We start from the raw sequence: 25,631 nt of genomic DNA, 5'->3' as shown, positions 1-25,631 counted from the left end.
GTTTAATTCCTCCTCAACATTTAATTAGGATCAGACTACGACGGTCAATAAATCCTCTTGATACTCAATTGCCTTCTTCTCTGTTTCAATGACATCCAGGTAATTCGTAGTATTGGCAACGATAACAGGTGTGGTCAAAACATAACCAGCCTCTTTTATAGCTTCCATATCAAACTCCATAAGCAGCTGGCCTTTTTTAACAGCATCTCCCTGTTTTACTTTAGGATAAAAATGTTTGCCTTTTAATTTGACCGTATCTTTGCCTACATGGATGAGGACCTCAACACCGTGATCACTTGTAATTCCAATCGCATGACCTGACGAAAATAATGATGTTAATACACCATCTACAGGTGAAACGACCTTACCTTCAGAAGGTTCAATGGCAATCCCTTTACCCAGAGCACCTGTTGAAAAGGCTTCATCTGTTACTTCAGATAAAGACTTCACTTCACCTTTTAATGGACTCATCACCGTCTCTTGTTTTACTAAAACTTCTCCTTTGGCTGCTCCTGATGCGCTGTCTTCCTTTTTTGCTTCTTTCACTTCATCATCTTTAAATCCGCCAAAGAACATAAGCAAGAAACCTAATACAAAGCTTACCAGGATACCGATAACAGCCCCATAAAATCCGTTGTCTATTCCTGCCGGACTGATATAGCTCGGGATAGCGAAAATACCCAATCCACCAATGATGTAGCCTTTAGTTCCCATCATTCCTATAATACCGCCGCCTACTGCAGATGCTATACAACTTAAAATAAATGGTTTCTTACGTGGTAATGTAATCCCGTAAATCGCTGGTTCTGTCACACCAAAAATCCCGGAGATGACAGCTGGAATGGAAAGTGATCTCAATTTTACATTTTTGGTTTTAAACAAAATCGCCAGTACGACGCCTGTCTGAGCAAAGGAAGCTCCCAGCGTAGCCGCAAGAATCGGATCGAATTTAAGTACTGCTAAGTTGTTCATAGCGATAGGAACAAGTCCCCAGTGTAATCCAAAGATAACAAACACTTGCCAGAAAGCGCCCATGATTATGCCTTCAATAATTGGACTTAAGTTATACACAAAGAGGGTTGCTGCCCCAAGCAGTTGACCTGCCCAAGTCGAGAGAGGTCCAATCACAATCAATGCTAAGGGTACAATAACTAACAATGTGAAAAACGGAACCAAAAATGTTCTCACTACGCTAGGGATTACCTTCTTAAAGAAGTTTTCTATTTTTGAGCCTACATAGGTGGATATGATAATTGGAAGAACGGTTGACGCATAGCTCATCAGAATGACCGGAATACCTAAGAAGGTGATATATACCGGTGACTCAAATATAGTACCGCTAAATAGAGTGTATAGTGGTTTCCCCGAAGCTGTTATCGTGCTAAATGTCGGATATACAAGCGATGCACCTATAGCCATACCTATAAAAATGTTGGCATTGAATTTTTTAGCTGACGTATACCCCAGGAAAATAGGAAAGAAGTAGAACAAACAATCACCTAAAGCATTGAGAATTTGATAGGTACCCGATGTAGTGGTCAGCCAGCCCAAAGCTACAAATAGGGCAGTGAAGCCCTTAATCATACCCGTGGCACTTAAGACACCCAACGTGGGTGTAAATACACCTGAAATGGTATCGATGAATCTATTGAACAAACTCATTTTTTCACCTGAGGCTTCTTCTGAATCTCCTGTCTGAAAACCGCCTACAGCAGTAACTTCAGCATAAACCTCAGGTACATGGTTACCTATAACAACCTGGTATTGCCCGCCACTCTTTACCACAGTGACAACACCATCCATATTTTTCAAAACCTCAGTATTGGCTTTACTTTCATCTTTTAGTTTGAAGCGCAAGCGTGTAATACAATGAGTTAGACTATTCACATTTTCTTTGCCGCCGACATTTCTGATGATGTCTTTTGCTAATGTCTCATACTTCATTGTAACTTCCCCTTTATTTGTATTTATAAAAAAAGGCGAAACCAAATAGATCAAATTCGATCTAGGTTGGTTTCGCCTGCATTACCAGTAACAATCCAAGGGTTATTCAATTTTGTCTTTGGGTCACACGCTGAATATGAATCGTTATATACAGCTTTTCCTCATCTGACAATACCATATCCAAGTATTTCTCAATCTTCAGCATGCAGCCATAAGCCTTTTTGTACTTTGTTTTCACTTGCCTCCACAAAAAATCGTCTTCCAGTTCTGCTTTTTCTTTTTTATTTAATCGCTGAAAGAAGAATCTTAAATGTGTAATAAATCGCTCATAACTGATCGAGTGTTCATCTATGGTGGTATTATAAGAGTATTTAATAATATTCAAGATGTCGTGTATTTTTTGAGTTTGCTGAGCAACATCTGCTACCTTGTAGGAGCTGTTTACTTGAGCATTTATTAAATGAAGAGCAATATTACCTGCTTCATCTTCTGACAATCGTTTGCCTGTTTCGTCTTCAATAAACTCCAGTGCTTTTAATCCAACCGCAAATTCTTTGGGATAAAATTTTTTAATCTCCCAAATTAATGGATTTGCATTTTTAAACCCTTCATCAAACATTTTAAATGCATTGTTCATATGATCCGTAAGCGAAACATATATATAATCGCTCAATTGTGCTTCTAATATGCTTTTTCCATATTCAATGATGTCATAGCATAACGAAACATATTCTGATGGAACATCCTCTAACAATAACTTGAATTTCTCTGAAGCATCTTTATGTTTAAGCACAAAGACCTTTTCAATTAGATGCTCTTCTACTTGTTCGCCTGCACTCTTTTTGAATGCAATACCACGACCCATAACAACAAATTCATCTCTTTTTTGATCTTTGGCTATTATGGCGTTGTTATTAAATATCTTCGTTATGATCATCTAACTGCCCCCCTTATCCCATCAAATTTAAAAAAGGATTTAGTTGCTGGGCGAAATTTCAGATAGGTCACAAGACGGTAATAGCCGATCAAACCTTCGTCGTAAATCAAATTCAAATGTATTGATTTACAATTTCGTGTTATGAAAACGCATTCATAATAAGAGACAAAGCCTTACGTTTTCCCTGAATGATCTTGAGTGCTTCCAAACCGATCTGATATTCCGTTTTGAAAGTGAATATAGTCGGTTAACCACGTCCTATGACATCATTTTTCGGATGTCGATTCGTTGGTCGACGTCATCATCTTTGTTGTTCAGCACTTGTAAGGCTTTATATCACTCACCTTTCTGCGTTATGGCTGGCCAGATATTCATATCATGCAGGATATCGTAAAGCTTGTATTCTAAAAAGAAAAGGCAAAACCCAACACATGGAAATTGAATTCCATGCCTCGGGTTTTGCCTTTTCAGTAACAATCCCAAGATCATAATAACATCGAATTTAAGTTTTGCCAACAAAAATGTTTGCGCTTTCTTTTTCGAGGCAACCACATTAAATACAGCACATTCTCATGGTGTAAAATGTCAGCCGCCAATGTAGGACATGTTAATCTTTTTTTTGTTGTTGGCTGTCTGCTCCGTACGTTCATCGGAATACCGATCTGTGCGTTGTTCCCATACTGAAGTAATCACATCGAGTAGTTCCTGGTCATTCGCTCCATTACGAAGCATCTGACGTAGATCAAATCCGCCTGAAGCAAACAAACATGTATAAAACTTTCCATCGCACGATAAGCGGGCACGTGTACAAGACGAACAAAACGATTCAGAAACCGAAGTAATAAAACCAATCTGTGCGTCGCTGTCTTTATAACGATAACGCTTTGCCACTTCTCCAAAGTAATCCCGATCCATCGGCTCCAGCTCGTACGCATTCTTAAGTCGTTCAACGATTTCTTTTTGGGTTAGTACCTTTTTGAAGCTCCATCCGTTGTCATTACCTACATCCATAAACTCGATAAAGCGAAGGGTTATTCCCTGCTCCTTAAAATAAGCAGCCATCGGCAAAATCTCCGAGTCATTAACGCCTTTTTGAACTACCATATTGATCTTGATTTCAAAGCCGATTTCTCTTGCATATTCGATCTGCTTCAAAATAACATCAGGCTTAATCCCCCGGCCATTCAACCGCCCAAATAGCTCGGGGTCCAGAGCGTCCAGACTGACATTAAGCCGTCGTAGCCCCGCGTCATAGAGAGGCTTAGCCTGCTGTCCTAGCAGCACACCGTTGGTGGTCAAGCCGACATCTTCCACTCCGTCAATGGACAGGATTTGGGACACCAGGTCGGATAGATTCCTGCGCATTAATGGTTCACCGCCCGTGAGTCGGATCTTTTTTACGCCCAGGGATACAAAGAGCTTCGTCAGCCGGTGAATCTCTTCAAACGACAGACATTCATTTTGGGGAAGAAAGGCGTAATCGTCACCGAAAATTTCTTTAGGCATGCAATAGGAACAGCGGAAATTGCAGCGGTCTGTAACCGATATACGCAAATCACGAATGGGCCGCTGCAACTTGTCTTTCAGTGGATGAAAATTCATACGCCCCCTCCTTTCTAGTTGTTTAACATCGTTATCATTAGCCGCCGCTGACTGGGGGAATGAAGGCTGCAATGTCTCCATCCTGTAATACATCCGTAGACAACGCATACTCTTCGTTTATCGCAATTCGCACAGACTGGATTGGCATATCTGGATATTGATCTGTTATCCAATTGGATAAATCGCCTACCGTTTGGCCCGCCAAATCTGCCAATTCTTCTGTTTTTCCCGTCACCTCACGGAGTCCCGCAAAGTAGTACAGCTTAATCATGACTGATCTCCCCCGCCTTTTTCTTTTGACCTCCGACCCACTGCGTTCCATCTTCCCAAATCTCTCGTTTCCAAATAGGAACTATTTCTTTAATTCGTTCGATCGCGTATTCATTTGCCTCATACGCATCCGAACGGTGAGGTGAAGAAACGGCAATGACAACGGCGATATCACCGATTTGAAGCTCGCCAATGCGGTGCGCGATCGCCACTCGCGTCCCTTCCCATTTCTGTTCGATCTCGCGACCAATCTCTGTGAGTTTTTTTTGGGCCATGGGGACATAGGCCTCATAAGCAAGGTATAAGGTCCGTACGCCTTGAGTCCATTCTCGTACGTGCCCTGTAAAAATAGTCACCGCTCCTGCTTCCGGCCTTAGGACATAATCCGCATAAGCCTGCGGGATAATGGGCTCCGTTACGATTTCAAATACACTCATCTTTTCCACCTTCCAGCCACCGGACAAGCCACTTTCCGGTGACAGACACTTTTAAATGTTTCTGCTTTTTGTATCTACATCTCATTTAACCAAACAGCTGATGATATAGTTTTTGGCCGTTGGCAACACTCCGTACACCGTGTATGAGAAGCCTTCCGTTTTTGAATAAAATCATTCGATGCTTAAAAGCATAAAATTCAACGAAATAAGGGGTTCTTTTTACACGATCTGCTATAAGCCTGCCCATTTTCTCTGCATCATCAAGCGTGATTAGACGATGTGGGTCTGGAAGAACCTGTACCACGTTCCGTCCGCACAGAGCCGCATACGCCGAGCGACGTGATGCTGTCAGTGCAGGAAACGTAGGATGCTCTCCACAGGTTGGACATTCTTGGTTACGGATGCGGGAAATCCCTATGTCCATCTGCGTGTTCTCCCATAGATCAAATAGATGAACCTTGTGGCGTATCTTATCACGTCTGTCGCTCAGCCACTTCATGGCTTCTGCACATTGGAGGGCAGCTGTCACCTGGACTGCAGGCGAGATGATTCCAGCCGTATCGCAGGTCTGATTGATCGCAGGCAACGATGGCAGAAGGCAGCGTAAACAAGCAGACTCGCCCGGCACGAATGGAAAAACAACGCCTGTGCTTCCAACACAGGCTCCATAAATCCATGGAATTCCTGCCTTCAGTGCAGCATCGTTGATAAGCAGACGAGTTTCGAAATTGTCCGTAGCATCCATTAGCAATATACTTTTGCTGGCAAGTTCTTGAACAAGCTCGGCATCCAAGTTATCGAGATATGTGTGCAACCTCACGTCTTCTCGTATGGCTTTCAACCTTTTTTCAGCTGCCATGACCTTAGGTTGCATTTCCGCGGCGTCCTGCTCCGTAAACAACTGCTGACGTTGCAGATTCGATATCTCCACATAATCCCTGTCAACAAGATGAAGCTCCCCAACGCCCGCTCTTACCAGTGTTTCGGCAATGGCGGAACCCAGTGCCCCGCAACCGATAATGGTGACGACAGCAGCGGATAAATTACGCTGCCCTTCGCCACCAATAGGTCTAAATAAGATCTGTCTGGAATAACGTTCATTCATTAGATTGTGTCCCTTGATAATACAGCCATATAACGAGGATCAGGCTAGCCAGCGCCACTTGAGAGAGTAGCATGAATCCAATGGAATATTGGCCAGTAGCGGCATGAATCGTCGACAACAAGATCGGAGGGAAAAAGCCACCGAGGCCGCCCATCATGGATACAATTCCGTTAACTATACCTGCTTGTTTATTAAAATAAAATGGAACTAGCTTGAAAATAACGCCGTTCCCCACTCCAGCACATACAGCGATCGCCAAGCAGCCTACTGTATAAAGGGTAATCCCTGGTGAAAAAGCCAAAAGAATCGCAGCGACCGTATAAACAGAGAACGTGCCTACCAGCAGGAACAGGGGCTGAAACCGATCCGCCAGCCAGCCACCGATGGGGCGGAAGAAAGTGGCAATCGCTATGAAGCCTGCTGTACGCATCCCTGCATCCACTTTGGTCAGTTCAAAATTTGATACCAGGAAATTCGGCAAGTACACCGTGAACGCTACAAATGAGCCAAATGTAATAAAATAAAAGAGCGAGAAAAACCAAAGCTTCTCATTTTTGTAAACGCCTTTAATCTGCTCCATAATGGGCGTCTTCACTTTAGCTTCATGACGGTCCCCTAAGAAGAAATTCAAAACGATAAAAACTAGCAGCAGAATGAGATACAGCTTCACTGTAGGGGCCCAGCCAATTTGGGTAGCCACAATAGGGGCCGAGAAGGTAGTGATGGCTGTTCCCAAATTTCCTATACCATACATCCCATTTACAAACCCATGCTTTTCCTTTGGGTAATACTTCGGCAGCGAAGTCACCCCTACCGAGAACACAGCTCCTCCAATCCCAAGGAACAAGCCACCGATAATTAAATCCATCATCGTAGAAGCTTCACTGATATAGTAGACGGGAAACAAAAGCAAAATAAAGCTGACGAGAAAAACGATTCTTGCTCCGAAGATGTTGGCATAATAACCAAGCGGAATGCGCAGAACCGATCCCAGCACGACCGGAATCGCTGTGACCATGGCCAATTTTCCGGGTGGAATAGCAATATCCTCCGTAATGAACGGCATAAGCGAAGAAATGATAACCCATACCATGAATCCAAGAATCAAGTTCAATGTTTGTAGCGGCAACTGCATTTTTCTAATCATTTAACTCACCTTTTCAACGTTTTTTCTGTCGAATTATTAATTGAATTTTCTGTCCCCATTGTAGCCGCTAGCCGATCCATTCGAATATAGGGGACTCCCCTTTACCTGACAGGGGACTCCCTGAAAATATAAAAAGCCGCTTCTATAGGAAGCGGCTTGGTCAATTCAAGAGATAAGCGTATTTAATTTGTCACATAACTTGGTCAGATCATTCCGATTGATCTGATGCTCTGCCATAGGAAAAAGTACGGTTTCTTCTTTTATAAAATGTACAGTCAGGACTTCGAACGCCTCTCCCGCGTTCTTGGTCGCCTCCTGAATCTCATCAAGCGTGAGCAAACTCAGATCGCCCTCCGTTTGATAAAGAAAATGATCGATATAGCCCTCTATTTCACGGTGCTCCTCCTGTATACCGACGAGCGGTCCCTGCTCAAAACCAATGTAGGTTCCTAGCATAGAAAAGAAGTGTTCTTCTTCCTTTTCGGTATGTTTCTTGAGGGGTACCCTAAAATCGATAATCTGCGTTCTCAGTTTTTCCAGTTGCTTGCGGCCTTCTTCCAAATCTAGTATTCTGTGCTGCTCAAACCACAATACAATGGCATGCCATTCATCCATCAGATAGGTTAGATAGCGATGCTCATTTTCAAGAATACGCATGGCAGGTTTGGAAAAGCGCAGTTTCTCATTTTCCAGCACGCGGATTTCCTCCATTCATCGGCTAAAAATCCAGCATTTTTTTCTTTAATGCATATTGGACCAGTTCAGGCCGGCTTCTTAAATTCAATTTCTCCATGATTTTCGCTTTGTTCGCTTCCACCGTCTTGACAGAGATGAACAGCTTTTCCGCAACTTCCTTGTTACCGTAACCTTTTGCGACCAGAGGCAGAATCTCCAGTTCCCGCTTGGACAGGATCTCATAAGGATCTTCTGATTGTGACGTCGTATCTTTTTTGATGAACTCACGAACGAGAGAAGTAGCCATTTTAGGATGGATATAAGTCCCACCCCCATGAATGGTTCGTATAGCAAGCAATAGCTCCTCATCTGGAGCATTTTTCAAAACGTATCCTGAAGCACCATTCTTTAAAATATGAAAAAGATATTCTTCATCGTCATGCATGGTCAGAATCAGAATTTTAGTATCAGGGTGGTCCTCTTTAATCTTACCTGTGGCGATCAATCCACTTTCGCCTGGGGGCATGCTGAGGTCCATGATTAGAATATCCGGACGATATTTAGCTACCATCGCATACGCTTCAATGCCATCCGCAGCCGTTCCGACAACCTCCATATCCGATTGGAAGTTCAAAATCATGGAAAATCCACTTCGTACAATAGCATGGTCGTCCGCTAACACAATTTTGATCAAGTCTCTATTCCTCCTCTTGGCCAATCGGAATTTGTAAAAAGACTTTGGTTCCCTGACCAACATTTGAAAGGACGCCAAAACTTCCGCCTACCAGCTCTGCTCGCTCCTGCATGCCATATAAACCTAATCCCGTTCCAATAGGCTGGCTCCCCTTTTCAAAGCCAACTCCATCGTCCTCTACAGTCAAACGAAGCGTATGATCGTGCTCAGTCAAAGAAACTTTAACCATGTCTACCTGGGCATACTTCAAGGCATTGAGAACAGCCTCCTGGCAGACACGGTAAATGACCGTTTCCTTTTCACTTCCATATCGTTTTTGGGAAAGATCCGACACAAATTCAACGACAAGACCAAAGCTTTGTTCAACCCTCTTAAAGTGGGAACGAAATGCCGCTTCAAGCCCAAAATCATCAAGTGTGGCGGGGCGAAGTTCCACAGACAGGTTGCGGATATCATCCAGCAATCGCGTCATGGATGCTTCGGTCTGCTTCATGTTTTTGATGAGCTGTTCATCATTCGTCATGTATTTTAATACCCGCAGTTCAACAACCGCGCTCATCAATTCCTGGGCGACACTGTCGTGCAGTTCCCTGGAAAGCCGTTTACGCTCATTTTCCTGCGCTTCAATGACATGCTTCATCATTTTGTTTTGATACAATTTTTCCTGCGTCTGAAATTGCGGAGTCAAGTCTCTCAACATCAACACCCGTGTTCCATGTTCAGAATCAATGGTGTGAAAAGAAGCAGCATAGGGAACCATTCGGTTGCTCTTCGTTTCCAGATACACCTGAAAAGAAGCAAAGTCCTTGGATTCTGGCATATTGAAATAACAGTCAAGGCAGGTACGGGGCTCCGTTTCGCTTGTATAGCCCCTGCATGTTCCACATAAGGCTCTTTCCTTCCCTTCATAGAGTTGAATGAGGACGTCATCGCCCACAATCTCCTCAGCTGCCGGGTTCATGGCTAGGGTATTCCCTTGTCTATCAAAAAAGAAAATGGCTTCCGTACTGTTCTCAAACAACTTCACCATTAGCGCACTCAAAGAGCCAGTCCCTACAGACAATGTCAATTCACATCACTTCCTTCCCGTTCAACTCTCCAATTCCCTTATGCGCCAAGGCTTCCAAATCACGCATCATGGCTTCGGTCATCAGCTGTTCTTCCCGAAATCCACCAAGCAGTACACCCGCGACACGAGCATCATTCCATAGGGGAACAGCCCCGAGACTCTTAAGTTTCTCGGATTGAACGATCGGATAGTTAAACAGGTTGTCTGCCCCCACATATTGATAAACAGATGGAATGAAAACGGATTTACCGGTTTTAAACACGATTCCTGCTATGCCCTTACCGGATTGCAGCACAATCCGCTTAAAGCGATCATTTAAATTACCGGCTGCATTTTTCCATTTAATTACGTATTGATATTCGGCCGGTTCAACCAGAGCAAGCGCCATGAAATCATAACCGAAATGTTCGCGTATTCGCTCAAGCTCCCTTTGATAATCCATCCTATTATTCATCGCTCTCTCCTAATAGAATTAGGAAAGAAGGCAGAGCCCGCTTTCCTAATTCGATTTATGTCTTCTGTAAAGGATATAACTTCTGCGCACATAATTCAACGGAACACTCCACACATGTACAAGCCGGGTAAACGGCCAGAATGCAAAAATCGCAAAGCCCATAAGTATATGAAGCCTGAAAGACATCGGCACGTCTCTCATCAGAGTCGGGTCCACACGGAATATGAATAAACCGCGGAACCAGATCGAGATCGTCTCCCGATAATCGAATTCCGGCTGTACCGCATTCGTTACGAGAGTCGCGAACATCCCCATGCATACAATGGCCAAAAGCAATACGTTTACAATCAAATCAGACGCTGTACTTAAACGGCGCACATTGCGCATTGTAAAACGACGAGAGGTAAGAATCAACATACCGAGGAATGTCATCGCTCCAAATATTCCACCAACATAAACTGCTCCAATATGATACAGATGATCGTTTACACCCAGTGCATGCATCCAGGTTTTTGGTATGCCCAGACCGGATACATGACCCATAATAACTGGGATAATACCCAGGTGGAATAAGAGACTTCCGATCATCAATTGTTTTTTTTCAATAAACTCACTTGATTTTGCTGTCCAATTGAACTGGTCGTTTCTATAGCGGAAAATATGGCCTACAATAAAGACCACCACGCACATATAAGGGAAAATAACCCATAAAAACTGCTCTAGCATCATCATTGCGCGGCTGCCTCCTGTTCTACGCAAACTTTAAGCGTTTCACGCAGTCCCTTCACCAAATGAAAATACGGGCTTTCCATTTTTTCCAGCGCTTTAAGCAAATGATATGTGCCGTCTTCCAAGATCGCGATTGGCATGCGGAAGTTTTCTGTCGTCTTCGGATCTTGCGACCATTCGGCGGCATACAGAAATTCACACATGAGCGGCAGGTAATCTGGCAGCTCTCCATCTGGCATTTCAAGACCATACATCTCGTATAGCACCTTTAACTTGACCAACATTTGTCCCCGTTCTTTTGCATCTTCGAACTTGAAGTAAGTCATATATAGTGCACAATTCTTTTGAAAATCAAAGGTTTCCGTATACATTTCCTGAATCTCTTCCATACTGAACTCTTGCATAAGGGACCAGTAGGTGTTCGCATACGTATATGCCGGATGGTTCGGATCAAACGATGCTTCCAGAAAAGCCGGATGAAAATCCAGCTTTTCCGGGTACATGAGTTGCTGAGCGAAAAACCCGAATGATGGCTTGCATTCATACAACTTCGCTACATTAATCACGCCAAATACCCCCGTAGAAGTTTTCTTCATACATTTCTTTGCCCGTTTTCAAGGGCTCTTCCATCCCCATCGAACTTGCCATACTACAGCCGTCACATCCAGAGCCAGAACCCATGTTTCCCATGGTATCGCCGTAACCAGCAGATCCTTGAGCCCGATACGGATTCGAGTATCCTTCTTTATGCGATGTCGGAATGACGAAACGATCCTCATACTTGGCAATCGCCAGAAGTCGATACATCTGCTCAGTCTGCCGCGGTGTCATGCCGATGCGCTCAAGACGGCTTTCATCGAAAGATTGTCCTGTGGACTGGGCACGCATATAGGAGCGCATCATAGCCATTCGCTGCAAGGATTCCTTCACGGTTTGCGTGTCGCCCGCCGTCAGCATATTGGCAAGATACTGAATGGGGGTGCGCATCTCTTCGATAGCCGGAAAGATCATATCGGGATTCTCAATCGAGTCTTTCCCTTCAAAGTAATTCATGATTGGACTAAGTGGTGGCACATACCAGACCATAGGTAATGTGCGGTATTCTGGATGAAGCGGGAATGCCAGCTTGTGCTCAATGGCAAGCTTGTAGACCGGCGAGTTCTGCGCTGCTTCGATCCAGTCCTCCGAGATACCGTCTTTTCTCGCTTGAGCAATCACTGCCGGATCACTTGGATCCATGAACAGGTCGCATTGCGCTTTATAAAGTTCTTTCTCATCCTGTGTAGAAGCGGCCTCAAGCACTCGATCCGCGTCATACAGCATAACGCCGAGGTAGCGAATTCGTCCTGTACATGTCTCGGAGCAGACTGTCGGCAGGCCAGCTTCCACACGCGGGAAACAGAAGGTACATTTTTCCGCTTTGTTCGTCTGCCAGTTAAAGTACACTTTTTTGTATGGGCAACCCGTCATGCAATACCGCCATCCACGGCAGGCTTCCTGATCCACGAGCACGATTCCGTCCTCGTCCCGCTTGTACATGGCGCCCGAAGGACATGACGCGACACAGCTTGGATTTAGGCAATGTTCGCAAAGCCGTGGGAGATAAACCATGAAAGACTTCTCAAAGTTAAATTTAATCTCTTCTTCGATTTTCTGAATATTTGGATCAAGCGGACCCGTTACATGCGCACCCGCCAGATCATCTTCCCAGTTTGGACCCCATTCCAAATCCATTTTTTCACCCGTTACCGCAGAATGCGCGCGTGCCACAGGTGAATGCTTCTGTTCGCCAGCGTTGGTCAGTTGCTCGTAATTATAAGTCCAGGGCTCATAATAATCTTTCATTTCCGGCATGTCTGGATTGTAAAAAATCTTACCCAGTGCTATCTTGGACAGCTTGTTGCCTGACTTCAGTTCCAGTTTCCCTTTGCGGAGCTGCCAGCCCCCTTTATATAATTCCTGATCTTCCCAGCGCTTCGGATAACCGATACCCGGTTTGGTTTCCACATTGTTAAACCACATATATTCCGCACCTTTGCGGTTCGTCCAGGTTGTTTTACATGTCACGCTGCACGTATGACAGCCAATACACTTATCCAGGTTCATGACCATGGCAATTTGAGCTTTAATCTTCAAGCCAGTTAACCTCCTTCATTTTACGTACCGCAACGTACACATCACGCTGGTTGCCGATCGGACCATAATAGTTGAATCCATAACTAAGCTGAGCATATCCACCGACCATCTGGGTTGGTTTGAGATGAATTCTTGTAGGTGCGTTATGACTACCGCCGCGTGTATCCGTGATTTCGGAGCCTGGCACTTGAATGTGCTTATCCTGAGCATGGTACATGAACATCGTTCCTCTTGGCATCCGGTGGCTGACAACAGTCCGGGCCGTTACGACGCCGTTACGGTTGTATACCTCTACCCAGTCATTGTCGGCAAGATCGTGTGCCTCTGCGTCTTCGTTGTTGATCCACACCGTAGGACCTCCGCGAAACAGTGTAAGCATGTGCTGGTTATCCTGGTAGGTGGAGTGAATATTCCATTTACCGTGCGGTGTCAGATAACGGAGCACGAGTGAATCTTGCCCGCCTTTTATTTCCCGATCGCGAGGGCCGAACACCATTGGCGGCAGCGTCGGTTTGTAGATCGGCAATGATTCCCCAAATTGTTGGAAAATCTCATGATCAATATAGAAATGCTGTCTTCCCGTCAAAGTACGAAACGGAACGAGACGTTCAATATTCGTTGTAAATGGTGAATAGCGGCGTCCCTTCTTGTTCGATCCAGTGAATACTGGTGTCGGTATAACTTCCCGTGGCTGTGCCGTGATACTTTGGAAAGTGATCCTTTCCGCTGCCCGATCGGCCGAGATGTCTTTGAGTTCCACACCGTGAAGCTCTTCTGCCTGCTCATAAGCCTTTTGCGACACCCGTCCATTAGTCGCGGATGAAAGGTGAAGAATTGCATTGGCCACTTGGCGAGCTGTCTGGATTTTGGGCAGCCCATCTTTAATGGACTCATCGTAATAAACTCCGTTCAACTTTTTCATTTCCTCATATTCGTCCGCTACGGAGAAGCTGACGCCATGCGCACCTGCTTTCCCAGTAGTCAAATTAGGACCGAGTGAGATAAATTTATCGTGAATTTTAGTATAATCGCGTTCGATGATGCTGAAATTCGGCATGGTTTTACCCGGAGTCGCTTCAATCTCGCCCTTCGTCCAATCCTTTACAAGACCCATCGGCTGTGAAATTTCGCCTATACTATCGTGTGCGAGCGGCGCAGTCACAAGATCTTTATATATGCCTGGCAGGTGCTCTTTTGCCATATCCGAAAAGACTTCGGAAAGCTGGCGGTAAATATCCCAGTCCGCGCGGGATTCCCACAGAGGGTTAACAGCCGGATTAAACGGATGCACGAAAGGATGCATGTCTGTTGACGACAAGTCTGTTTTTTCGTACCAGGTTGCCGCCGGAAGCACGATGTCCGCGTACAATGGAGTTGTTGTCATCCGGAAATCAAGTGCAACCATCAAATCAAGTTTTCCTTCTACATCTTCTCTCCAGACAATTTCCTCAGGTTTCTGTTCTTCGTTCGGCCGGGCAAGCAGGGCATCAGATGCTCCGAGTAAATGTTTCATGAAATACTCTTGTCCCTTCGCCGAACTGGAAATCAGATTTGACCGCCAAACAAAGAGTGAGCGCGGGAAGTTCTCGGCTGCCCCAGGATCTTCTACAGCGAAGCGTGTCTTACGTGATTTAATCTCTTCCACAGAATGATTAATGATTTCCTCGTTGGACTTCTTGCCTAATTGCGCAGCCTCTTCGGCGAACAGCAGACTGTTTTTATTAAACTGTGGATAAGAAGGCAGCCAACCCAGACGCGCTGCGAGCACGTTGTAGTCTGCTGGATGTCTGTAACTGACATCTCCGCCAATCGGTGACTTCAAGGTGTCTGTTCCACTTTCTTCGTAACGCCACTGCTCTGTTGCAAAGTAGAAAAACGATGTAGCATTTTGCTGTCGAGCCGCCCCTTGCCAGTCTTTTGCAAAGGCAATCGTTGACCAGCCTTCGATTGGGCGAAGCTTTTCTTGACCCACATAATGCGCCCAGCCTCCACCGTTTACACCTTGGGAAGCAGTCAACACGACAAGATTCAAGATGGACCGATAGATCGTGTCACTATTGAACCAGTGGTTGATACCCGCACCCATAATAATCATGGAGCGACCTTTAGTATCGATAGCATTTTGGGCAAATTCCCGAGCAATCTGTACCACAACAGACGCCTTCACACCTGTGATCTTCTCCTGCCAGGCAGGGGTATAATGCGAAGCTTCGTCGTAATAATTTTTGGCGTTATGAGGGCTGTCATTGCGTGCGACACCATACTGGCTCATCATCAAATCGTACACAGTTGCTACGTAACGTTCCGAGCCATCTGCCAAGCGTACTTTTTTGGCCGGAATTACACGTTTGAACGTTCCATTACCAGCGTTATCAAAGTAAGGGAATACGATTTCTTCCCATTGCTCGCCATGACCTTCCACAGTGAGCGCGGGCTCAACCTTTGTTCCATCTTCCCGTTCCAGAATCAGGTTCCATTTCTTATCCTGCTCCCAGCGCTGTCCCATCGTACCGTTCGGGACCAGCATTTCCCCCGCCGCTTCGTCATATATGACCGGCTTCCAGTCCGCATGCGGCGAAGCATCCCCCAGGTCACTCGCCCGTAGAAAACGTCCACCTTTCCAGGCTCCCTCGTGTGGATCAAGCAGAATCATAAACGGCATATCCGTATATTGTTTGGCATAGTTAATGAACATCGGTTCTTGGCGCTCTTTGTAAAACTCATCCAAAATAACATGCGTCATAGCCTGGGCTACGGCAGCATCTGTACCCGGATTTGGGGCAAGCCAGTTGTCAGCGAACTTCACATTCTCCGCCAAGTCGGGAGCCACGGATACGACTTTTGTTCCCTTATATCGTACTTCCGTCATAAAATGAGCGTCTGGCGTCCGGGTAAGCGGTACGTTCGATCCCCACATAATCAGGTAACCCGCATTGTACCAATCAGAAGATTCCGGTACATCCGTCTGCTCACCCCAAATTTGAGGAGATGAAGGAGGAAGATCGGCATACCAGTCATAAAAACTCAACATCTGCCCACCCAGTAGCGAAATGAATCGAGCTCCTGAAGCGTAGCTTATCATTGACATCGCCGGGATTGGCGTAAAGCCCGCGATCCGGTCAGGACCGTATTTACGAATGGTATAGATGAGTTGTGCCGAGATCAGACGCAGGACATCGTCCCAAGTGACACGGACATGACCGCCTTTTCCGCGAGCTGATTTGTAGAGCTTGGCTTTCTCCGGATCTTCCACAATGCTTGCCCATGCTTCCACCGGATTGGCATGCTCCTGGATGGCCGCCTGCCAAAGCCGCAACAGCTTACCGCGCATATAGGGATATTTCACGCGTAATGGACTGTATTCATACCAGGAAAATGTAGCCCCACGCGGGCATCCCCGCGGTTCAAATTCTGGCATATCTGCACCGCAGGAAGGATAATCGATCTGTTGATTTTCCCAGGTAATGATGCCGTTTTTGACAAAAACCTTCCAACTACAGGAACCGGTGCAGTTCACTCCGTGAGTCGTCCGAACCACTTTGTCGTGAGACCAACGCTGACGATACACGTTTTCCCATTCTCTATTTTTTTCCTCAAGGATTGACCAATTTCCCGAATAGCTTTCGATCGGTTTAAAAAAGTTGAGGTTGTATTTCTTTTTCATCGATGACCAACACTCCTTTTTAGAAAGAATCATCCCAACGCAAGTTCCAAGGGAAGACTCATTCGCTTACTCTCATTATGTAATTCATTCATCTCTGTTCCCATTAGGGAATGTCCTATAGCGCTACAGGAAATCCCTCGTTCTATGGAAAGATACAAAAAAGCCTCCCCTGCTAAAGGGAAGCTTGTATGAAGTAATTAATTGTTCTTTTGACCCGTTAACAGGAGCATGATAAAAGAAATGAGTATGATAGAGCATGTCCACGCCCACGCCATAGGAAGATGACCAGCATCCACTGCAATATAAATGGCCGTCGGAATCGTTTGTGTTTTACCCGGAATATTTCCGGCAATCATCAGCGTAGCACCAAATTCGCCCAGGCCGCGGGCAAAACCGAGTATGAAGGCAGCTTTAAAAGAAGGGAAAATTAAAGGGAAGGTGATGTATCGAAAAACCTGCCATTCACTTGCACCCATCGAACGTCCCGCGTTTTCCAAGTCCCGATCAACAGAAGACAATCCCATTCTCAGCGTCCGATAGACTAGAGGAAAAGCTACTACCACCGCTGCTATAACCCCTGCCCACCACGAGAATATAATAGGCTCGCCAAACCATTGCTCCACAAACCGTCCGAACCCGCTTTTTCGTCCAAGTAATATGAGCAGTAAAAAACCAACAACCGTCGGTGGGAGTACCAAGGGCAGCATAAGCACGGTTTCAACAACCGTTTTCCCTTTAAATAATCCCAACCGCGACATTGACCATGCCACAAGCAAGCCTAATATGATTACCAGAACGCTGGATAACAGTGCAACCTGCAACGATAATCGGATAGGAGGCCAATATTCATTCCAATCTATATCTTGCATGCTCACTTCGGTATGGTAAATCCATACTTATCCATAATATTCAGAGATTCTTGCGATTGTAAGTATGCATAAAAGTCTTCGGCTTCTTGAATGTGCTTTGTAGCTTTGACAATCCCGATTGGATACTCAACAGGTGAATAGGTTTTGGGATTCACCTCAAAGGCGATTTTTGCCTTTTGCGAAGTCAATGCATCTGTTTTATATACAAATCCGACATCTGCATTCCCAGTTTCCACATATTGCAGCACTTGTCTAACGTCTTTCGCTTGAACCAGCTTGCTCTGTAACGTGTCCCAAAGCTTCGCTTTCGTCAGCGCTTCCTGTGCGTAGTTACCCGCTGGAACACTTTCAGGAATTCCGATTGCAACTTTCTTCACTTCTTTTTTTGTTAAATCAATTACACTCGCGATGTTCATCGTCCCGTCTGCAGGGATAACCGCGACCAATTCGTTCTTCAGCCACGTTTTTTGTTTTTTCGTATCTATTAACTGCTGATCAACAAGGGACTTCATGTTTTTGGGCGAAGCGGACAAAAACAAATCCGACGGCGCTCCTTGCTCAATTTGTTTTTCCAACGCACCAGAGCCGCCGAAGTTAAAATTCAATTTGATGCCTGTATGGGTTGATTCGTATGAATGCTGAATTTCTTTGAGCGCATCCGTTAAACTTGCTGCTGCGGATATGGTAAGCTCAATAGTTTCAGCCGTTTTCGAAGATGTCTGGCTGGAAGATCCGTTCTGATCCGCACTGCCAACATTTGAATCTAGTTGTTGTTTCGTACCGCATCCTGATAATAATAAAATGATGGACATAACCAAAACGAAAACAGTGCTACTTTTAATTAATTTATGCATTTGGTTCGGCTCCTCATGTTAGTTCATCATCAATTAATCGGTTTCGCTATTAGCTGCGCCTGTCTCGTACGTTCGATCAGTGTACAATTTTCAAGTAGAATATGATTAAAAATATCTGCTTCCAGGTCTTCTAACCGCTTCAATACGAGTCGGTGCGTACCACAAGCTTCCTGCATCGGCTCAAAGCCGTTTGTGATCAAGCGCATTTCCTTCAGGAATTCCACCACCGTTTGATGCTCGTCTTGCAACTTGGACAAAATTGGATTCAACTCATCTGCTCGTTCCACTGTTGATTCTTGTAAAAATGCTTCAATCATCGGAAACACAAGGTCCTCCTCATTTTGAATATGTTCCGATAATTCCTGTTTAAGCAAGGTGAACAGTTCATTAACTCGCTTGAGATGCGAATAACGTTCACCGTGAACCCGCGTTAGTTTGGTTACGTACGGCGTTAAGGCCGAGAGTTCTTCCCGAAGCTTCGTATGATACTCATTTTGAATATAGGCGATTAGTTCTTTTGGTTCGAGTGAAGGAGGTTGCATTTGCTTATGCTGTGCCTGCTTTTCTTCCACTTCATGTATCTGCGTCAGCAGTTCACCAGCGTGGAGGCCTCGATTGGCTGCTGCTTCACGGAGCGATATTTTCCCTCCACAGCAGAAATCAATTCTCAGTTTGCGGAACAGGTCTCCCGTTTTGGGTACTGCTTTCACGATGTCCGCCACCCATGTTTCTTCCGTTAACTGGCTCATCTTCCATTCCTCCATTTTACTTCGATTTTATGCTCAACTTTCATTCTACGTCTCCCTTAAAGCTGAACCAATCAGGGGGTTCCCTCTTTCACTGTGGAAAGAGCCCGATTATAAAAAATCAGAAAGCAACTGTTCAGCCGCTTCTTTCCCTTGAGCGATGCAATCTGGAATTCCAACGCCCCCATAGCCGGCACCGCATAGAAAAACACCCGGTAAATACTGTGCGAAGTCCTGTCTCATCTTCGCCATATGCTCTTTGTGTCCAATCGGATATTGCGGCATCGATCGATCACACCTACTGACTTCAACGAATTCCGGTTCCGCTTCCAGGCCCATTAAATCTTTCAAATCTTTGCGCGCGGCATCCACAAGTTGATCGTCTGTCATCTGAATCCACTCCTGTGCGCCTGCATGTCCGATGTAGGTCCGTAAAAGCGTATATCCTTTAGGAGCAGTATGGCTCCACTTCGTCGAAGACCAAGTACATGCCGTAATCTTTTTGCCTTCTTTGCGGGGGACTAGAAATCCCGTTCCCTCAAAAGCAAAATTAAGATCTGTGTTTTTATAAGCAAGAGCAATATTGGCTACGGAAACATAGTGAATCTTGTGTAACCAGCTAGCGCTTGCAACGCCGGAAAATAATGTAGCCGCTTCAAAAGCTGGAACAGCGCAGATCACCGCATCCGCATCTATTTTTTGTCCGTGTTCTAAAATGACCTGATAACCACTTTCCTTCCTTACTTCAACTACACCTTGCCCCATAACAAAACGTACGGTATCCAGCCTTTCCTTTAGCCGCTCCACGATCGTAGATAATCCTAGCCGATAAGAAAGAAACATACTTTTCTTGGCGATATCCGGCAGTTTGTCTTGTACTGCTGGCTTTCTTCCCGCCCCTTTAGACATACCCTTAATCAGACTTCCATGCTTTTGTTCCATTAGTTTAAATTGAGGAAAAGTTGACATAAGGCTCAGAGAATGAGTATCCCCAGCGTAAATTCCAGACAGCAGAGGTTCTGTAATCTGGTCCAGAACTTCTTTGCCAAGACGCCGTTTGATAAAATCACCTAGAGATTCGTCCGCATCACCTTTCTTCGCCGGAATGATTAAATCCAGAGCTGCCCGTGCTTTTCCCAGTGGAGAAATAAGTCCAGTCCGAATGAAAGGAGTCAGCTTTGTTGGGATGCCCAGAATGAAGCCCATCGGCATCGTATGAAGTTTGCCCTTATGCAAAATGCAAGCAGATTTGGCTTTCGGGTTTGTCGATACCAGCTCTGCTTCCAGCCCCAACTCCATGGTCAGATCCAATATTGCCGTCTTTCTGGCCAAGAAAGCATCCGGTCCTTTTTCGATCATAAAATCGTTTTGGCGAACGGTTTGCAGCTTTCCTCCCAGACGTTCACTTTTCTCCACCAGTGTGATCTCCACTTCAAGCTGCCGATCCTCAGCCAGCTTTTTCACATAAAAGGCAGCACTTAAACCGCTTATTCCTCCACCGAGAATAACGACTTTTTTAGAACTTTTTTTCATGAAAACACTTTTCCTCTCCAACCCCGGGTATATAAGCGCAATAAGGGTCACTCTCCAAATAGTCTCCTGTTATTGCAAAAGCCCTTGCTCTGGAGCCCCCACAGATGGCCTTGAATTCACAGACTCCACATTTACCTTTAAGTAGGGACTTATCTCTAAGATTCATCATGATCGGAGAGTTGCGATAAATATCTGCCAGGCTATCGTTTCGTACATTCCCGCACATAAGAGGCAGAAAACCGCTCGGGTATACTTCTCCGATATGACTAATAAAAACAAATCCATCTCCATCATTTACGCCTTTAGGAGCACGTCCTAAAACATCTGCCCTCTTTTGTCCGTCTGCTACACTGCTCTCACCTGCTTTGTGCTTTTGCTGCAGTACGACCCTCCGGTAGTGGGGAGCTTCTGTAGCCTTCACACCGTACGGCATCTGTTGCTGTATTTGATACAACCATTTCATTACGGCTTCATGCTCATCAGGAGTAATCATATCTTTCTCCATGCCACGTCCGGTTGGAACAAGGAAAAATAAACTCCATAACACGGCCTGCATTTCCTTTACCCTTTCTGCAATTCGCTCCAGATCATGGAGGTTGTACCGGGACACCGTAGTGTTCACTTGAATAGGGATATTCAGCTCCTTTAAATAACCAATTCCTCGCATGGTTGTATCGTAGGAACCCACCGTACCCCGAAAATGATCGTGAATGTCTGCACATGAACCGTCTAGACTAAACGCCCACCGCGATAACCCAACTTGCTTTGCTTTTTCTACCGCTGCTCGTGTCACTTTAGGGGTGGCACTGGGGGTCATCGAAACCGACAGGTTTTTCTCTTCAATTGCATATCGAGCCAGTTCAAACAGATCAGGACGCATCAAAGGATCTCCGCCTGTGAATACAACCAACGGATGATTCATTTCAGCGATTTGATCTATAAGCTTCTTACCTTCTTCTAGTGTCAGCTGGCGAGGATCAGGTTTGTACTGAGCTTCCGCTCTACAGTGAAGGCACTTTAAAGCACAAGCTCGTGTAACCTCCCAGATGACTATAAACGGATCTGTATGATAATCACGCGGCGTTTTCAAAGATATCATTGATGTCTCTCCTTTTAGAAGTATAAAAACAACACAAAAACATAGAGCATCGTTGAAAATCCAATTTCCGCCATGCCAACTTGTTTTGCCTTTAATCCGAGTTTAGGAAGCCATATGGCCCGTATCAAAAAAATCAAAAAAGGAACAAACAGAGGTAACTTTAACCAAGTAGCAAACAACAAAATCACCAAATGATAGATGACGGAAGCATAATGGTAACGTATATTTTTTCTTTCACGAATGATCGTTTTGACATACAAAGCAGTTCCGATAAAGTAAAGCACCAAAAGCAAGAATAGCTCTGTTGCTACTCTCCAATCCTCTCCTCCCCCCATATAAATAACGGGGTATATAAAAGAACAAAAGAGTAGAATTGCAACAATGTCATTGAGTAAAGCACGTTCATTTTTCGTTTTTGCAAAATAAATATTAGCCATAAAAAAGAGCAATAGAAGAGCTCCATACCAGATCAAGGCAGGCTCAAACCATATCAGTGAAATTAACAAAGGAAGTAATATCACTCCGTATACAACGGCGGGTTTGCGGTATCTTTCACTGCTGCCTGTTTTGATCCATTGGAGGACAGGAAAACTGAATAAGTAGATAAAAAACCAGCACACAAATAGGGGGATATGAATGAGTTCCCCTCGAGAAGCAGCTAAACCGAATAAAAATGGAAGAATGAGCATGGCCCAGGCTCCATGTTGATTGGGTATGTATCTGCTCATCCCCTTCAAACCCTTGATCCTTTTTTCACAATCTTTTTTATGTCTGTTATTTCGGTTAATCGATTCATCATCCATTCCCCCAAGATTGAGTTTTATCATCTAACTTCATTCTAAGTATTATATGAAATTGAACCAATTAGGGAGTTCCCTTTTCCTTAGGGGGGAAAATCCTAACCGGAAAAATAACGCTATTTTCTTATGCTATACTGTACTAAAAAAGGGTACAAAGAAAGGATGAACTGTTATGGGAGGACCTTCTTTACGTCAACTGCATGCTCATCATGCCATTCATCAAGGCGGGCTATCTGGCGCTCTAGATAAGACGAGAGAAGTAGAGGAATTACTCGAAGCAAAAGAATTCAAGGTGGCGCGCCAGGCTGCCGACCACTTGATCGAATATTGGGAAACCCGCATTCTTAGCCATGCTGATGCAGAAGAGGAAGGATTCTATCAGGAAATGGTCGAGAAAAAACCGGAACTGCAGGAGGCTGTCGTCAAACTTACACGGGATCATGATCTGCTCCGAATCATTGTAAAAGAGCTCAAAGCCATGATCCGTGAAGAAGGGCTTACGCCTGAAGTTCTTCAGCAGTTCCACGCGCTTCTGGTTGTCAATGCCATCCATAGTCGGGAAGAAGAACGTTTGTTGTTTGAGGAACCGTCATGATCAAGATGTGACATAACGATTCACTTTCTCTATAAAAACGTACCGAAGAAATAGTCCAACGCCTCCTGTGAGTATCCGTCATCTCCTTGCCAAGCTGCTACGGAATAAAAATCATGATTGCCGTGCTGTCGTTTACGAGGCGTGTCCTGTGGAACCAGCAGTCCGGCATATCCCCACACCTCCATGACTACATCACGCTCGTTTTTGCTGGATGGAAACACATCCTTCCAGCGCTTTTCCAATTGACGCGCACTACTTTGAGCATCACAGTTCTGAACAGCTTCGAGCATGTTATGAAGTATAGCTAGATCCTCATCAGAAACCTGAACATCCTCTTCTTGACTGAACAATTCAAGGTCCATCCAGCAATATAAAAGGTGGTTCAGACGAATACCGCCCCATTTGATTCGTTCAAAATTCAGTACATTCAAATCTTCATTGACATATTCCTTATCAGACATCAATTTATTAAAATTACAATCCCCACAGCTACTGTAATTGGGCAAGACGACAGGCCGCTCCCCATAGGTGTGCAAAGGAAGCCTCGCGGTTAATGCCCAGCTCGATAAGGCACTTCGTAAATGAACCTTTTTCGTGGAAAGACTGTGCAAAAACGCTGCTGCCACTCGCTCTTTTGTAGCCTTTTGCTGGTGCAGCTCATGCATCCTGTTTATAATCTCGTTATGTGTAATGGTGATCGGATCGAACATCAAGCCCTTACTTTTGGCATATTCAAAATCCTCACCCGAAAAAGATCCCCGCTCCTGCTTCCAGCCGCTAGAGGACCAGAATGTGTTCATCAGTATTTTTTTCGCCTTTTTATCCACAACACATCTCCCTTACTCATCCAACACCCTCACCTCCAGCACAAAGCGCAGGGGTGTCGTGTATTTTATGTAAGATCACTATTCATCTTTATACTTAAAAGCAATGGCCGTATTTCCCGACCGGGGGTCAAAATAAGAAGAGATTTTCCCCCAGTTCAGTTCATATTCCATATAGGGGTAAGGCTTTGTTTGACGATAGCTTGGCTTTACGGACAAATGTTGCTGTAACAAACGATCATGCTCCCTTTGTCGCTTTCTCTCTCCTTCCTCAGACCAATTATCCCACGAAGTTGGAAATTCATCTCCCTGGAGCGAAATCTCCACGACAATTAGGTTTGTATCCTTAAAGCATACGGACACAAAAAAATGCCGACACAGCAAAGAAACCTGATCGAAATGATACCAGATGTAGTCATTCCCTAGCTCTCTTACAGAATGAAAATATTTCGAATACCAAGTGGTCTCTAACAACTGATCTTCCGTTAAAGATGAGTAGATCGCACACTCACCATCGATCTGAATGATTCCCGATTCCCAGTCATTCATTGCTGTCACTCCTTCAGCTATTATGCCAATCTCCTACAGTTACTCTCTGTCCTCATTTGTCCACATGATTGAAAATGGCCTGCCAGGCCCGCTCCAGCACGATGATTTGCTTGTGAAAATCATTTTCTACCTGCTCTACAAAACGATCGGTTCCAGACTGCTCTCTAAGTGAGCTTATTAGTAAAAATCAAAGTAACCCCGCCAGACTCCTTCATTCTGATGCTTGGCAAAATAAAAGCTGCCTCCATCCACAATATTCAATTCGGCTTTAGCATCTGAGGCAATCTGAAACACAAATTCATAGCCCTCGCCAAAGTCGATGCCTGGTTGAATAAAGCTGGGATAGCCACCGATTTTGTGAACTGCATATATTTCCTCTACGATGTCCTCAAAATAGTCAGGTTCCTCCTCGTCCATCTGGTTGAGAGCATCGCCGTATTCCTCAGGGATATCTTCACCGTCCCAGACCGGATAATCATTCTCTTTAAGTTCGGGGAATAGCGGGAATGCTTTGATTTGCATAAATGCCGGACCAAAATCTTTTTCAACTAAATCCTCTACCGACGTATACTCACGAATACACATATATCCTTCCATGTCCTCATGATCCAGTACATCGGGAGACAGGAAGACCGTCAACAGCTTGACACTGCGCATAGCTTCAGGGACAAAGGGCAAGGCAGGCAAATACAATTGCATGATCGGAGCCATAACATTCCCCTGTACATCAATGGGTTGTTCCTCCGTTGGCAAAGCCACTGTAACTCTACCAATCCAGCTCTGATCAAGGGAATCCGACGGTCTGCGACCCCCTGTATGAAAAATAGTAGCATTACGTTTTAGAATCGTTCTTAGCTTCTCAATAGAGTTGCTGGACAACGAAATCACTCCTTTCTAAA

General features: G+C 44.9%; 25 protein-coding genes. 1 reads left to right on the top strand and 24 read right to left on the bottom strand.

The window, feature by feature from the left end:
- Positions 1 to 30: 30 nt before the first annotated feature.
- The 21 genes from MHB46_RS22780 to MHB46_RS22680 form a co-directional block, all read right to left on the bottom strand.
- Complete coding sequence (locus tag MHB46_RS22780) at positions 31 to 1,944, bottom strand: beta-glucoside-specific PTS transporter subunit IIABC (protein ID WP_341163513.1); 1,914 nt, start codon at positions 1,942 to 1,944, stop codon at positions 31 to 33.
- Between the two features lie 106 nt (positions 1,945 to 2,050).
- On the bottom strand, positions 2,051 to 2,881 hold the full coding sequence (gene licT / locus MHB46_RS22775) for a BglG family transcription antiterminator LicT (protein ID WP_341163512.1): 831 nt from the start codon (positions 2,879 to 2,881) through the stop codon (positions 2,051 to 2,053).
- Between the two features lie 585 nt (positions 2,882 to 3,466).
- On the bottom strand, positions 3,467 to 4,483 hold the full coding sequence (gene moaA, locus MHB46_RS22770) for a GTP 3',8-cyclase MoaA (protein ID WP_341163511.1): 1,017 nt from the start codon (positions 4,481 to 4,483) through the stop codon (positions 3,467 to 3,469).
- Between the two features lie 37 nt (positions 4,484 to 4,520).
- Positions 4,521 to 4,754 carry a MoaD/ThiS family protein gene (locus MHB46_RS22765; RefSeq protein WP_069290094.1) on the bottom strand — a complete coding sequence of 78 codons (234 nt, stop codon included), beginning with the start codon at positions 4,752 to 4,754 and terminating at the stop codon, positions 4,521 to 4,523.
- Positions 4,747 to 5,190 carry a molybdenum cofactor biosynthesis protein MoaE gene (locus MHB46_RS22760; protein ID WP_341163510.1) on the bottom strand — a complete coding sequence of 148 codons (444 nt, stop codon included), beginning with the start codon at positions 5,188 to 5,190 and terminating at the stop codon, positions 4,747 to 4,749. The genes MHB46_RS22765 and MHB46_RS22760 overlap by 8 nt, the downstream gene beginning before the upstream one ends.
- Positions 5,191 to 5,275: 85 nt before the next feature.
- Positions 5,276 to 6,295 carry a ThiF family adenylyltransferase gene (locus MHB46_RS22755; protein WP_341163509.1) on the bottom strand — a complete coding sequence of 340 codons (1,020 nt, stop codon included), beginning with the start codon at positions 6,293 to 6,295 and terminating at the stop codon, positions 5,276 to 5,278.
- A complete protein-coding gene (locus tag MHB46_RS22750; protein ID WP_341163508.1) occupies positions 6,288 to 7,442 on the bottom strand; it encodes a nitrate/nitrite transporter in 1,155 nt (384 codons plus the stop codon). Before MHB46_RS22750 ends, MHB46_RS22755 begins: the two co-directional genes overlap by 8 nt.
- Positions 7,443 to 7,607: 165 nt before the next feature.
- Entirely contained in the window at positions 7,608 to 8,138 is a 531-nt protein-coding gene (locus MHB46_RS22745; protein ID WP_341163507.1) for a hemerythrin domain-containing protein, read from the bottom strand.
- 22 nt (positions 8,139 to 8,160) lie between these two features.
- Entirely contained in the window at positions 8,161 to 8,808 is a 648-nt protein-coding gene (locus MHB46_RS22740; RefSeq protein WP_165178753.1) for a response regulator transcription factor, read from the bottom strand.
- Between the two features lie 7 nt (positions 8,809 to 8,815).
- A complete protein-coding gene (locus MHB46_RS22735; protein ID WP_341163506.1) occupies positions 8,816 to 9,880 on the bottom strand; it encodes a PAS domain-containing sensor histidine kinase in 1,065 nt (354 codons plus the stop codon).
- Between the two features lies 1 nt (position 9,881).
- Complete coding sequence (locus MHB46_RS22730) at positions 9,882 to 10,334, bottom strand: GAF domain-containing protein (RefSeq protein WP_341163505.1); 453 nt, start codon at positions 10,332 to 10,334, stop codon at positions 9,882 to 9,884.
- A 45-nt stretch (positions 10,335 to 10,379) separates the two neighbouring features.
- A complete protein-coding gene (narI, locus tag MHB46_RS22725) occupies positions 10,380 to 11,063 on the bottom strand; it encodes a respiratory nitrate reductase subunit gamma (protein ID WP_028542277.1) in 684 nt (227 codons plus the stop codon).
- Positions 11,063 to 11,629 carry a nitrate reductase molybdenum cofactor assembly chaperone gene (narJ, locus tag MHB46_RS22720; RefSeq protein WP_220028170.1) on the bottom strand — a complete coding sequence of 189 codons (567 nt, stop codon included), beginning with the start codon at positions 11,627 to 11,629 and terminating at the stop codon, positions 11,063 to 11,065. The genes narI and narJ overlap by 1 nt, the downstream gene beginning before the upstream one ends.
- Positions 11,622 to 13,199, bottom strand: a complete 1,578-nt coding sequence (gene narH, locus MHB46_RS22715) for a nitrate reductase subunit beta (RefSeq protein WP_028542275.1) — start codon at positions 13,197 to 13,199, stop codon at positions 11,622 to 11,624. The genes narJ and narH overlap by 8 nt, the downstream gene beginning before the upstream one ends.
- A complete protein-coding gene (locus tag MHB46_RS22710; protein ID WP_341163504.1) occupies positions 13,189 to 16,863 on the bottom strand; it encodes a nitrate reductase subunit alpha in 3,675 nt (1,224 codons plus the stop codon). Before MHB46_RS22710 ends, narH begins: the two co-directional genes overlap by 11 nt.
- A 197-nt stretch (positions 16,864 to 17,060) precedes the next feature.
- Positions 17,061 to 17,738 carry a molybdate ABC transporter permease subunit gene (modB, locus tag MHB46_RS22705; RefSeq protein WP_028542273.1) on the bottom strand — a complete coding sequence of 226 codons (678 nt, stop codon included), beginning with the start codon at positions 17,736 to 17,738 and terminating at the stop codon, positions 17,061 to 17,063.
- Positions 17,735 to 18,586 (bottom strand): molybdate ABC transporter substrate-binding protein, encoded by an 852-nt coding sequence (gene modA, locus MHB46_RS22700; RefSeq protein WP_341163503.1) that lies wholly within the window; start codon positions 18,584 to 18,586, stop codon positions 17,735 to 17,737. The genes modB and modA overlap by 4 nt, the downstream gene beginning before the upstream one ends.
- Before the next feature lie 29 nt (positions 18,587 to 18,615).
- Positions 18,616 to 19,335, bottom strand: a complete 720-nt coding sequence (gene ric, locus MHB46_RS22695) for an iron-sulfur cluster repair di-iron protein (protein ID WP_341163502.1) — start codon at positions 19,333 to 19,335, stop codon at positions 18,616 to 18,618.
- A 108-nt stretch (positions 19,336 to 19,443) separates the two neighbouring features.
- On the bottom strand, positions 19,444 to 20,865 hold the full coding sequence (gene hemG / locus MHB46_RS22690) for a protoporphyrinogen oxidase (protein ID WP_341163501.1): 1,422 nt from the start codon (positions 20,863 to 20,865) through the stop codon (positions 19,444 to 19,446).
- The gene (locus MHB46_RS22685; RefSeq protein WP_165178594.1) at positions 20,849 to 21,964 is read right to left on the bottom strand and encodes a TIGR04053 family radical SAM/SPASM domain-containing protein; all 1,116 of its coding nucleotides are present in this window, start codon (positions 21,962 to 21,964) and stop codon (positions 20,849 to 20,851) included. Before MHB46_RS22685 ends, hemG begins: the two co-directional genes overlap by 17 nt.
- Before the next feature lie 14 nt (positions 21,965 to 21,978).
- A complete protein-coding gene (locus MHB46_RS22680) occupies positions 21,979 to 22,767 on the bottom strand; it encodes a YwiC-like family protein (RefSeq protein WP_341163783.1) in 789 nt (262 codons plus the stop codon).
- A 169-nt stretch (positions 22,768 to 22,936) separates the two neighbouring features.
- Between MHB46_RS22680 and MHB46_RS22675 the strand changes: the two genes are divergently transcribed.
- Positions 22,937 to 23,359, top strand: coding sequence for a hemerythrin domain-containing protein (locus tag MHB46_RS22675; RefSeq protein ID WP_025718091.1), 423 nt, complete (start codon positions 22,937 to 22,939; stop codon positions 23,357 to 23,359).
- A gap of 29 nt (positions 23,360 to 23,388) precedes the next feature.
- Here MHB46_RS22675 and MHB46_RS22670 read toward each other — a convergent pair whose 3' ends face one another.
- The 3 genes from MHB46_RS22670 to MHB46_RS22660 form a co-directional block, all read right to left on the bottom strand.
- Complete coding sequence (locus MHB46_RS22670) at positions 23,389 to 24,186, bottom strand: hypothetical protein (protein ID WP_341163500.1); 798 nt, start codon at positions 24,184 to 24,186, stop codon at positions 23,389 to 23,391.
- Between the two features lie 78 nt (positions 24,187 to 24,264).
- Positions 24,265 to 24,732, bottom strand: a complete 468-nt coding sequence (locus MHB46_RS22665) for a hypothetical protein (RefSeq protein WP_341163499.1) — start codon at positions 24,730 to 24,732, stop codon at positions 24,265 to 24,267.
- Positions 24,733 to 24,909: 177 nt separating this feature from the next.
- Entirely contained in the window at positions 24,910 to 25,620 is a 711-nt protein-coding gene (locus MHB46_RS22660; RefSeq protein ID WP_445667599.1) for a DUF1963 domain-containing protein, read from the bottom strand.
- Positions 25,621 to 25,631 lie beyond the last annotated feature (11 nt).

Origin of the sequence: Paenibacillus sp. FSL H7-0703 (assembly GCF_038003485.1) — a bacterium.
Taxonomy (GTDB): Bacteria; Bacillota; Bacilli; order Paenibacillales; family Paenibacillaceae; genus Paenibacillus; species Paenibacillus polymyxa_B.
This window is presented reverse-complemented; position numbering and strand designations above follow the sequence as displayed.